We start from the raw sequence: 12,255 nt of genomic DNA on the forward strand, positions 1-12,255 counted from the left end.
CTTCTCTACATTGAAAATAAAAACCTATCCTTTCTCTAATCATGCAAATCATGGGCTATTTTGATCGCTACCGCTAGTATGAAAAATAAGGAAAAAACACTTTTGCAGAATGGTTGATTGGAGTGGAGCCAGCGTCACTCTTAGGGGGTTTAGCGTCACAGTGAAGCGGGCTGCTCATCGGACGCCCCCTGGAAAGGACGCTGGCGGAACGGAAATCAACCTCTCGCCTTGCCTAAAGGTCTTTCTCTCCTATTAGCATGATCTTATTTAAACACTAAAAAAACCCTGTGGAAATCTCCACAGGGCTTTTCAATGAACGCTTTAATTATTTTGCAATTGAACCGTCTTTTACTTTGTTGTTATTAGCATCAACTAAGTTTGTTGCTTTGAATTCAACTACAATGCTGTCTGTTAATGCATAGTCAGCTTTAGTTGTTGCAGTAAGTTTACCACCAGCTACTGTAATAGAAGTAAGTTCTACAGTTGATCCTGCAATTTTAACAGTAACACCTGTTGGTGCAGCTTGATCAGCAATATTTTCAGAGAAATCTACTGTAAATGTTTTGCTATCTACTGCAGTTACTTTAGTAGCAACAGGAACAATATTTTCTTTAAGTGCTACTTGAGTTGTCACTTTTCCACCTTTAAGAGTGTTACCTTTTGTATCTACTACATTGCTAGCTTCAAGTACATAATTACCATTAGCTGTGATAGAACCTTCTGGTAAAGTGAATCTTACTTTCTTAGTACCATCTACAAACTGAAGTTGCGTACCTGCAGGAAGTTCTTTTCCTCCAAGTGTATAGTTAGCAGCATTTGTTGCTGTTGCAGTCACATCTTTAGCATACTCAACTGTGAATACGTTATTGTCAGTTACAACAACTGGAGTAGCTCCGAATACTAATGAATCTGTTGGTGTTTCAGGTGTAGCTTCAAATACGCCTGTTGTTACATTGAACGTAACAGTATCAGCAGTTACATTGCCAGCTAAATCTGTTACTGCTTTAGCAGATAACTCGAAAGTGTATGTTGAATTGCTATCTAGATCAATGTCAACTTTTACAGTGTTTTTCTCTGTACCCTCGATTTTACCGTTACCATCTACATCGAAACCAGCATCTGCTTTTACTGCTGTTTCTTTTCCAGTAGTGTAAGCAATACCATTTTGTGTTTTAACTGTTAATTTTCCGTCTACTTTTACTGGCTCACTAAAAGTAAGGTATAGTGCATCAACGTCTGTAGTAGCATTCACATCATCAGCTACTAACATTTTAGTAGCAGTAGCTACAAGTGTAGCAGGCGTTAAATCTTTTGAAAGAATAGCATTGAACTCAAATGCATCGCCTGCATTACCAGCTAAATCTTTTTGTCCTTCAACTTTAATGTTTGTATTAATGAATGTAGCTGTACCTAAAGCAGATTTAGCATCAATCGTGAATACAGTTTTATCCTCAGTATCTTTAATATCAGCATCTGTTAAATAGAATACAGTTGATCCTACTGTTACTTTTGCATATTCTTTAGTCTCTGCATCTGCATTAAGATTTTGTTTCATTAATTCTTCAGAGAAATCAAACGTAATTTCTGTACCATTCACTGCTGTAGAAACAGTTGGTTTTGAATTATCAACGTCTGCTTTTAAAACTGTGAAGTTAACTGCGATAGGATTTGCGATATTATTAGCGAAGTCAGTTGCACCAACAATGTCTACTTTATAAGATTGTTCTGCTGTTAATCCAGTAATTGTTAATTTCTTACCAGATAAAGTATAGCGATCTTTTGATAGTTCTGTACCATTTAAGCTGATTGTTCCTTCACTTTGTACAGGCTCGTCGAAAGTGATAACAGCTGTAGTGCCTTTCGCTTCTACAGAATTAACGCTTACAGGAGTCGTATCTGCAAATGTGATTAATTTGTTAAACTCTTCAGTTAGAACTTTAGCATCCGCTTTTGTTTTAATTGGTTTTACAGTTACTTTACCATTTGTTAATTTTACTTCTTTATCTGTTGTTAAAATAACAGTCATACCGTCTTCAGATACTACTGCGTTAGTGATTGCTACACCTTCAACAGCATATTTCGTTGTGATTGCTGCATCTTTTGCATCAACAGCTGTGTTGAATTTCACTTCAAGTTCTTTTGCATTAAGCCCTTTTACAGCTTCTACAGCTGGTGTTACTTCTTGAACTGCATCAATCGTACGTTTTACCATTGTAGCGAATTCTTCGCGGCTAATTTTATCTTGTGGTGCTAATAAAGAGCCTTTCCCATTGATTACACCATTTTCTACAGCTGTTTCTAAGTAAGATACAGCCCATTTAGAAGCTTCAGAAGCATCTGCAAATTGGCTAAGATCTGCTTTACCTGTTAATTGGTAGCCTTGAACGATAACTTTAGCAGCTTGTTCTCTTGTTAATTGAGCTTTAGGCTCAAATTTACCATTGCCCATACCATCAAATAATTCTGGTGAAGTTGCAAGTACTGCGTTATAGAACCAATCATTTTCACTAACATCAGAAAAATCTTCAGTGCCAGTAGCTTTTAAATCTAATGCTTTTGATAAAATTTCAGCTGCTTCTGCACGTGTAAGTGTACCAGCTGGGTTGAAGTTTCCTTTTTCATCGCCTTGGATGTAACCTTTATCAGCTAAAAATTGTACAGCTTCTTTTGCCCAAGTTGAAATGCTAGCTGCATCTTGAAATTCAGCAGCTGATGCTACTGGTACGATTGCTGATGCTACAAGTGCTGCTGTAGCTGTAGTTGCGAAAAATTTACGACCTTTGTTTTGTTTTGTCATAGTATATTCCTCCAGAATTTTAATAAATTATATTATTCTGTGAGAACAATATTATCGCGCTATTTAATTATAAGATTATAAAAATATGTATAAATCGTTCCCACAAATAATAATTCAACCAATTATATGTAAAGCAATCTTCTAAATTTTTCATGATTAAATATCCCAATCAAACTGTAATTTGCTTTACAAGACAATAATATAACTTCATTACCAATAAATAAACGCTAAAAATAAGGTAATTTTAATACTGCATTGGTTATATAGGGAATCTTTTCATAAAAAATTTCTATAATTTAGAAATGTTATATCCTTTAACGACAAAAGTATCTGTTTCAATCAAATTTACAAATAACTCCTTTTTCAGTCTAATCCGATTTCGTTATTATTTTGATATAACGATGTACCGTATCATAAATTACTATCCTCCTGAAGTTACATCTACGATTTTAAGCTTCTATTCAATTGAGTATCTGAAAATAAACTATTTGCTTTGATTGCAAATTCTTCATTTAACACATTATCCTATCTTCCATAAAGAATAGATTGCCTTAGCTGAATCTATTAATAAAAAGAAACGGATTGGGAAAATGCTATTTCCCAATCCGTTTTATAATTTTGAGCATAAAAGCGCAACAAGCAGTACTTACTTTGAAAGATCCAGTCTTAATGAGATCTACTAACAACAGACCAAACTTGTTCAAACAAATGTAGATGGTCCCCCTGATTCCACCGCTCAGCAAAATACGGATTATGGAAGTAAGTAAAAGCGATAATAACTGCCATCCCCTTATTTTCCCAACCACTAATTTCTTCAACTTTTTTGGCAAGATGCTGGAGGTGATCTTTAATTAAATCTTTATTTGTTTCTATATAATTTGTATACAGCAGAAACATTTTTTGATGATTTTCATACAGATTTCTTTTAGTTACGTGAAGAAGCCATAGCCAATCATGTAAAGCGATTTCCGCATCAACGCCTTTTTTAGGACTCCATTCAAACAAATCTTTAGAAGTATTATCCAACCACTTAAGGGCAAGCTTTTGGAGCAAATCTTCTTTATTCTTATAGTGTTTATAAAGCGCAGCATGTGTAACGCCTAGCATCTTTGCAATATCTGATAATGTTGTTTTATTTATACCTTTGCTTAAAATTATTGCTTCAGCCGTAGAAAAAATCTTCTCTTCTGAAAGAATAGCCATTAAATATACTCCTTTCACTTCTCGTAGTTACATTTTGTTGACAATGTAACTATAACATGTGTAATATACAATAACAAAGTTACAAAAAATAATAATTGTAACTTTCAATACTGGATTGTGGAGGATGAATTTTATGGTGAAAGAAATGTATAAACGTGTTGCTTTGGTATTAGGCGGATCTGGAGGAATAGGACGTACTGTTGTAACAAAATTAGCAGAAGAAGGTTATGCAGTTGGCGTTCACTTTTCTTCAAGTGAATCAAAGGCTAATGAATTAGTGGAAGAAATATTAGCTGATAAAGGACATGCTATAAGTGTGGGAGGTGATGTGGCAAATGAAATAGAAATGAGTATGGCTTTTGACCAAGTGGAAAACGCTTTTGGTGGTATAGATGTCGTGATAAATACAGCGGGAATCATGTTACTTAGTCCAATAGCAGATTTGAATTTAAGTGATTTAGATAAAATGCATCGCACAAACATCCGAGGTACATTTGTTATCTCACAATTAGCAGCACAACGAGTAAGGAGAGGTGGCTCCATAATTAATTTCTCTACCTCTGTTACTCGTAGCCAATTTCCAAACTATGGTGCTTATGTAGCAAGTAAAGCAGCTGTTGAATCTATTTCAATGATTCTAGCTCGTGAATTAAGAGGAAAAGATATAACTGTTAATGCAATAGCTCCGGGACCAACGGCAACACCTTTGTTCTTCCATGGAAAAGATGAAAAACAAATTCATCATTTAGCAAATGCTGTACCATTAGAAAGACTAGGAGAACCTAGGGATATTTCAGAAGTTGTTTCTTTTTTAGCTGGTCCAGCACGTTGGGTAAATGGACAAGTAATCTTCGTAAATGGTGGTTTAGCTTAATAACGAACTAAATTCCCAAGGTAAATACCCCTTTAGATTAATCGAAAGGGGTATGATAAAAAATTATCTATCTCTTTTTGTTAGTCTGGTAATGCCTACTTGACCTTAGGCTCCACAAGCATAATATGGCATTCCTTTTCAGCAAAGGGCATGTGTTCCGCTCCTCCAGGAACAATAAACATCTCACCTTTGGATATTTTCACCTGGCCATCTCGAAAAGCAATGAACATCTCCCCTTCGAGCACAATAAATACCTTATCAGCTCCTTGATGTTCATGCCATATAAAATCCCCAGCAATCTTCACCACTTTGAATTGAAAATCGTGTATTTCGCCAATAATTTTCGGTGACCAAAGCTCCTTTAATTCCGATAATTTCTCATTTATATTGATAACTTGATGTTGCATATTCATCTCTCCTTATTTACTTTTGGAAAAGGTTTTTCCTATTATTCGTCCTTTTGTAAGGCTTCTGTTATATTTTGCAAAGCATATTCGATAGCTAATGGACCTCCAGTAATAGCGGAAGTATCCATTAAATGAATATTCCCTTTTTTTACGGCATTCATATTATTCCAGACATTGCTTTGATTTAACTCATTCATTAATGCTTCCTTTTTTGTAATATCACCAATAAGGAAAATATGGTCTGCTTGAATAGTTGAGATTCCTTCAAATGCAGCGAATTGGTTATTCTTCCCCTTAAATGTCTGATCTGGTGTTAGACCCAAGCCCTTTTCTTTATCAAAAGCAAGTGTATAAACAGGGTTATCTTCACCAAGAACATTAAACGTTTTTCCATCCCAAGACAAAATAAGTGCTACTGACTCTCCTTGAATTGACTTTAATGCTTCACGTCCTGTTGAGATAGCTTTCATCATTTTATCAATTACTTTTTCCGCCTCATCGTCTTTTCCGATAATCTCGGCTACTGTACGAAGTCCATATTGCCAGTCTTCGTAGATGTCCTGAGATTGCAACGTAATGACTGGGGCAATTTTTTCTAGTGATTCATACAATTTTTCATGATGTTCTGTTGCTAATATATAATCAGGACCAATCGATAGCGTTTTTTCAATACTAGGAGACAATTTATCACCTAATTCCTCTGTTGAATCTAGCTTACCTTTTAAATAAGACAAAGTGGATAAATATTCTTTATCAGTAGAAGCTGTAGGTGGCTCACCTAATGCAACTAAAATTTCAGGGTAAAAATACCATAATGAAACAATTTTTTCTGGTTTTTTCTCGATGACAAATTCTTTATCTAGGGCATCTTTAATTGTTCTAGGCCAATCAGTTGCTTCTACATCCACTGCTGATGAAGATATGTCTTCTGTAGTTAACGCCTTATTTTCTGCAGGTGATTTATGGCAACCTCCCAATATACCTGCTAGTAATAGCAATAAAAATAACAGTCCTTTAATCTTTTGCATTGAAATTCCTCCAACATAAAATCTCTGATATACACTTAGTATAGTAAAGTCATGTTTGGCGGAGAATGGATGCTTGCTGAACTTAACATGGATTATTGATGAACTTATCTCGATATTCAGTAGGAGAGATACCAAATTGCTTCTTGAATACTCTACTAAAATAAAAGGGGTCAGTAATTCCCACCGTTTCCGCAATTTGTTGTACAGGCACATCACTTGTAAATAGCATTTTTTGAGCCATGTTTATACGATAGTTTAATAAATATTCTGCTGGACCCATCCCTGCATGCTTTCTAAATATATAAGTTAGTCGATTTCGATTGACGTTATATTGTTCGGCAAGAGAGGTAATGGAAAGGCTTTGATAATAGTTTGCATGAATATATGTAGTTATTCGTTCGAATAGAGTGTATGATTCACAGCTATTTTGTCGATTAGCTACACATAATAATGCTTCATTCAGTACATCACGAAATAGCATTTCGGTCTGAAACATTGATATACCGCCTCGCTGATTATATACATGCCATAGACGCATAATTAACTCCATTAGTCGAGGAGATTGTCCTATCGGTAATTCAAAATGCTGATGTGAAAAGCTTGTCTCTGCCAATTTCTCCGTACATATCCTGTATAAAACCAGAATATATTCCCAATTTGTATCATCAAAATTTTTTTGATTGAGTTTCATCTTCGCTCCCCCGTGCACAACTTTTCCTGGCGAAAAGATATAAGGGGTGCCATTAAAGTGAAATTCTATTTTTCCAGAAAGAGGGAAAACAAATCCTGGAAAAGAATCTGTATAATCAGCGTAAGGTACACCTGTATTTCTAGAATATCGATAGATTCCTTTTACTTGGAAAGGTGTGTTTGCTAAATGCTCGGCAAGCTGATTTACGTCGATTTCCATACTTATATACCTCATTTCAATAATAGTTTGCTTGAAAAACCATGATTTGTCATACGGCAAACAGCAAATAACATAATAAGTTACTGCTTTTTCAAGGTGTAGTCCTCTGTAGTTGGGTTCAATTATAGTTTTCAACATATTCATTACTAAAAATATGAAAAGGTAAGAATGACGACTCTCACCTATCCCCACCTTATCGATAACGATTATCATTGTCAATTAAATTAGAGCCTCCCTTTTATACCTGAACGATCCATCAATCTCACTCATGTCATTTCTCTATCTTTTGTCCTCTTCCTAAAAGTAATTCCTTGCAAATCATCTCTATTTCTTGTGAAAAAGATTTTATGTGGAAGGCTTCTGTAAACCTTTGATTCCCAGATAAAGCTACTATTTATAACAATTTTACTTCATAAGTTTGTACAAAATGATCAAGCGTCGGACTCAGGACTTTTGCAATATGGAGACTTTAAATTTCTTTGCTCAATATTATTAGTTTGAAGTATCAATTTTGTAATCAACACTTCGATGAACGTCGAAATGTTTATATTTTACAATAAGTCTGACAGTGAAAACATTTATGGGAGGAACTAAAAATGAAAATAATGAAACAAATGCCAAATACAAAAATAATAAATCCTAAAATTTTATATTATGGATTTCCTGTAATTTTACTAAGTACGTTAAATGAGGATGGAACAGTAAATATTAGCCCTTTATCTTCTTCTTGGGTATTAGGAGACTGTATTATCTTAGGGATTGGTCTTGGAGGAAAGGCAATTGAAAACTTAGAACATCATCCTGAATGTGTCATAAATATCCCAGACCCCTCTCTATGGGAAAACGTGGAACAGTTAGCTCCTTACACAGGAAAAAATCCAGTTCCAGATTTTAAGAAACAGATCGGTTTTACATTTAGAAAAGAGAAATGTGATATTAGTTGCTTAACACCTATTGGGTCCACAACGGTTATTCCTACTCGAATTATGGAGTGTCCTATTCAAATCGAAGCAAAGATAAAACATATACGTATTCCAGATTATTCTCCTAATTTTGCTATCGTCGAGACCCAAATGATACAAGTACATGCCCACGAAGAAATAATTATGGATGAAAATCATATTGATCCAAATAAATGGAGTCCACTCATTTATAATTTTCGTCATTACTTTGGTTTGGGTAGCAACCTTGGTAATAACTTCCGTTCTGAGAGCTAAACATGGGGCTTAAAACATATGGTTCACAAAAAAGACCAGGTTCTCATTTGAGCGCCTGGTTATTTGTTAAAACTTCCTATAATTAGGTGCAGAATAATATGCTTGCTGCACATACAATACAATAGTTAAATCTGTTTTTTTCCATTTATAAATGTAAAATCTTTCTTAGAACAGTCACTTTATCTCTTTCATAAATTCTCTAAAGTTTTCAACGATGTCTTTTGCTTTTGTACGATATAAGTAATGATCCCCTTCCAATGTCATCACTTTCCCATGGATAGAATTGACTATTTGTCTTTTATGCTCTGGTGTCCATCTGTCCGTTACTGGATGGTTCTCTTGTATAAAGAAAATAACTGGGAGATTTTTAGGAAATGTTAAACTTTCAGCCGCTTTAAAGTTAGCATACATCATTTCAGCTTCATTTAACTGGCTGAGATTATACATATTTTTGTGCTTAAGAATTTTCATTTGTTCTTTTGTTTTCTCATCATAGGGTAGTTCGGTATATGGGTCATCACTAAGCTTCACCTGCAATCTAGCTAAACCTGATTTTTTTAGTAGTTTTAAAGTAGTTATTACTGAAGGTTCAATCTTTCTTTCACTTATCGTTGGAACACTACTATCAAGCCCGACAAATGCACTTACTTCGTTTGGATATTTGTTCACATAATCCAATCCGTAAAGGCCTGAAATGGAATGACCCATTAGAATATAACGCTCAATATGAAGGCGCTGTAATGCTTCATGGATTTCACTAACAATATTCTCAGTGCTTCTTTCATTTTCGGTAAGAGCACTTAATCCATAACCAAAAGGCTCAATGACCACAACTTTGTAAAATGGAGATAATTCATCTACTAGTAGTTGAAAATCAAGTGCTGGTGCTGCTGTTCCATAGCCAGGTAAGAGTACGACGGTTTCTTCTCCTTTTCCCTGAATGAAGACATTCATTTTTTTCCCATCTACGGTTACAGACTGACCATAAGTTTCTAGTTTTCCTTGCTCCATTTTGCTACAAACAATATGAACAAGGAAAACAACCGCTAAAAAAAGTAATATGGCTATAATTAAACCTACTACTATTTTACTTATAAAGGTTATCGTTTTTTTCATTATATTGGCACGAGAGTGTAGAACGGCAAGCGATAACCGTGTTTTCCTTTCTTCTCGTACCGCACCTCCCTTTCATACTCTCTTCTCTCTATCAATCTATCTCGGCTACTTTCATAAACCGTTAAGGATAGCTTATACAATGAAGGTGTACTGCCTATGACAACAATATGAACAGCGTATGAACAAAAAAATAGTATGTCATTAAATAAATAAAGAAAGGACCCAATGATTCTTTTGCTATGACATTGCTTAATTGACATGAAAAAGGATCTTCAAATCGAAGATCCTTTTGCTACTTTGTCAGATTTTCTGTATTTATATTTTACATTTTTTAACAATCCATCTTTATCAAGCAAAGTTGGTAAACTGATACCGATAACGATTGTGACAATACCTGCTATCTGCAAAGTTGTAACCGTTTCGCTTAAGAGGATAACTGATACCATCACCGCTATTGGCAATTCAACAGCACTCAATATGGATGACATACCTAATCCGACTTTAGGCACTGCAATTGTGAATAAGAAAACCGGTATAATCATGCCAAATAACCCTAATGCTAAACCATAAATCCACAGTCCTTCGTTAAACAAAGTGCCATTCCAAATAATTTCTGGAGACTGAAAAGCCGCAGTCGTCATGAAAGCAAAGAAAGAAACCAATACTAAGCGATTAGAGGTTGTCATACTTGCTGTTGTCTTTCCGTTTACATATAAAAATAAGGAGTAACAAAGAGCAGCTGCTAAACCCCATAACCACCCTTGAAAAGGTATTTGAGACAAATCAACATCAATTATGCCTGCAGCTGGTATCGTTCCAGCTACTAATATAATTAAAGAGATGAATTCAATTCTACTTGGAACTTGCCGTTTTATAATACAAGAAATCAGCATACCAATCCATGTAAATTGGAACAGTAATACTACTGCCAAGGAAGCAGACAAAAAGTTTAAAGAATGACCATATAAAATATTTGTTAACCCTGTTAACATACCTGCAAATAGAAGGATTTTAACACCTTTAAAGCTAAAATTTGATCGATTTGTAACTAAGGAAATACATACTGCTATACAAAAGCCGATAAAAAACTGACTTGTAACTGCCTCAGATACAGAAAAGCCACTACGCATTGCCAGTTTTATAATAGTTGAAACGATACCAAAACTACTAGCTGCAATCACTACTAATAGGGGATAAAGATACATCTTGATTATTCACTTCCCTCTCAAAACTTGTCTTGATGAAATTTTGTTTATGATTTTGAGATGTCGAAAAAAATCATAATCTCCAATATATATCACTGATTGTTATTTTACAATCTTTTTTTCGTTAATAATGAATCCTCCCGTAGAGGAAAGTCTAATTTTAAAAATGATAAAGAAGCCAAAACCCGCATGTATCAAGGGCTTGGCTTTTATCTTTATATTTCATTAATAAAGAATGTTAATTTGAATATTTTTTCTCAATTTTCTTCAGCATGATCAATCTTATTCTGATAATCCAATCAAAAAAACATCCCCCTCTATAAAGATTATAGAAGTGAGATATTTTTAATGTTCACTAATATTATTATTGAACGGCCGCAAAGCGTTTAGCGTGACTCTTTTGGCGGTTGGCATACATCACATTTTCGTTGGTTTTTATTTTTAAATTTCGTAAATGTTTTTTCAAAGTTATTACCACATGCACATTTAAATAGTAGCTTTTGAGAAAAGCCATGGTATTCAGTCGTTAGCAACTTACTTTCTGAATTGCTCGCAACAAATTTCTGAATTTCACCAATCGTCCAACGTTTATTCATTTCCTTACACCTCCATATTTGATCGTTCTGCGGAGGCTTTTCTTGGCATCCGTTATAAAAAAGTGCTTAAGTATCTTAAGTGCCTCATTATAACATGACCTGACTCACATTAAAATAGATGTTTGACAAGCCTTTGACTAGTACTGGGGGTGATACTCTTGCATGTTACGATTCGAGCTAGCCTCCTAGCACTTGGCATTCTATGGAACCTTCATCTTTAATCAATATTTTTAAGATTCAAAGCTTTTGAATCTGCTCTTTAATATCCATCTTGCATATTCCTCCGTGATAACAAATCACAGATTCAATGTCTAGGTCTGCATATTTCTTTAAAGATTGTTGAGCAACCTCTATATCCAAAGTGGTTGGAACATGAATCCCTCCCAATACACCATTTACACTATACATCGAATCGCCTGCAACAAGCGTTTTACTTTGCTTCAAATATAAACTAATATGGCCAGGCGTATGTCCTGGCGTATGGATAACTTGTATTCCCCCACAATATGGTAGTTCTTGACCGTCTTTCAAGGTCTCATCCACTTTCCCCTTGGGTGGATTCTCTATGTGCCCGTCTTTCAAAAGTGGTAAATCCCCCTGAATATAAGGCTTATCTAGCTCGTGTGCATAAACTTTTATATGACTACCGCAATTTTGCAATATTTCAGGAAGACTGCCTATATGATCGATATCCTGATGTGTCAAAATCACAACTTTGAGTTGGTTGAACGACACGCCTACCTTTTCCATTGCTATACGTAAATCTTCCATTTGACCTGAACATCCAGTATCAATTAAAACAGCCATCTCCTGATCCCATAAAAGCGTTGAATAAATGAAAGCTCCATTAAATTCAAGCTCCAGAATCTCTACTCCTCTAGAAATTTTCATCATTTCATCCC

General features: G+C 34.9%; 11 protein-coding genes. 2 read left to right on the forward strand and 9 right to left on the reverse strand.

The annotated features are described in order from the left end of the window. Nucleotides 1-325: 325 nt before the first annotated feature. Nucleotides 326-2,797 (reverse strand): S-layer homology domain-containing protein, encoded by a 2,472-nt coding sequence (locus RCJ95_RS03430; RefSeq protein WP_446721896.1) that lies wholly within the window; start codon nt 2,795-2,797, stop codon nt 326-328. A gap of 666 nt (nt 2,798-3,463) precedes the next feature. Beyond that, a complete protein-coding gene (locus tag RCJ95_RS03435; protein WP_257521417.1) occupies nt 3,464-4,000 on the reverse strand; it encodes a TetR/AcrR family transcriptional regulator in 537 nt (178 codons plus the stop codon). A 133-nt stretch (nt 4,001-4,133) separates the two neighbouring features. On the opposite strand from RCJ95_RS03435, the gene RCJ95_RS03440 reads away from it, so the two are divergent. Next, nucleotides 4,134-4,874, forward strand: coding sequence for an SDR family oxidoreductase (locus RCJ95_RS03440; RefSeq protein WP_257521416.1), 741 nt, complete (start codon nt 4,134-4,136; stop codon nt 4,872-4,874). A 95-nt stretch (nt 4,875-4,969) separates the two neighbouring features. Here RCJ95_RS03440 and RCJ95_RS03445 read toward each other — a convergent pair whose 3' ends face one another. From RCJ95_RS03445 to RCJ95_RS03455, 3 genes are all read right to left on the reverse strand, one after another. Continuing rightward, nucleotides 4,970-5,281 carry a cupin domain-containing protein gene (locus RCJ95_RS03445; protein WP_446721897.1) on the reverse strand — a complete coding sequence of 104 codons (312 nt, stop codon included), beginning with the start codon at nt 5,279-5,281 and terminating at the stop codon, nt 4,970-4,972. A gap of 41 nt (nt 5,282-5,322) precedes the next feature. Next, nucleotides 5,323-6,309 (reverse strand): ABC transporter substrate-binding protein, encoded by a 987-nt coding sequence (locus RCJ95_RS03450; protein WP_446721898.1) that lies wholly within the window; start codon nt 6,307-6,309, stop codon nt 5,323-5,325. Nucleotides 6,310-6,391: 82 nt separating this feature from the next. Then, nucleotides 6,392-7,219, reverse strand: coding sequence for a helix-turn-helix transcriptional regulator (locus RCJ95_RS03455; protein WP_221680545.1), 828 nt, complete (start codon nt 7,217-7,219; stop codon nt 6,392-6,394). Between the two features lie 596 nt (nt 7,220-7,815). On the opposite strand from RCJ95_RS03455, the gene RCJ95_RS03460 reads away from it, so the two are divergent. Continuing rightward, nucleotides 7,816-8,436: a flavin reductase family protein gene (locus RCJ95_RS03460; RefSeq protein WP_337976102.1), complete on the forward strand. Its 621-nt coding sequence runs from the start codon at nt 7,816-7,818 to the stop codon at nt 8,434-8,436. Between the two features lie 174 nt (nt 8,437-8,610). On the opposite strand, the gene RCJ95_RS03465 is transcribed toward RCJ95_RS03460, so the two are convergent. From RCJ95_RS03465 to RCJ95_RS03480, 4 genes are all read right to left on the reverse strand, one after another. Beyond that, entirely contained in the window at nt 8,611-9,552 is a 942-nt protein-coding gene (locus RCJ95_RS03465; protein ID WP_446721899.1) for an alpha/beta fold hydrolase, read from the reverse strand. Nucleotides 9,553-9,824: 272 nt separating this feature from the next. Next, nucleotides 9,825-10,757: an EamA family transporter gene (locus RCJ95_RS03470; protein WP_337976104.1), complete on the reverse strand. Its 933-nt coding sequence runs from the start codon at nt 10,755-10,757 to the stop codon at nt 9,825-9,827. A gap of 386 nt (nt 10,758-11,143) precedes the next feature. After that, a complete protein-coding gene (locus RCJ95_RS03475; protein WP_221680542.1) occupies nt 11,144-11,353 on the reverse strand; it encodes a hypothetical protein in 210 nt (69 codons plus the stop codon). Between the two features lie 237 nt (nt 11,354-11,590). Continuing rightward, a complete protein-coding gene (locus RCJ95_RS03480) occupies nt 11,591-12,244 on the reverse strand; it encodes an MBL fold metallo-hydrolase (protein ID WP_446721900.1) in 654 nt (217 codons plus the stop codon). Nucleotides 12,245-12,255 lie beyond the last annotated feature (11 nt).

It is taken from the genome of Lysinibacillus sp. BSL11 (assembly GCF_052928325.1).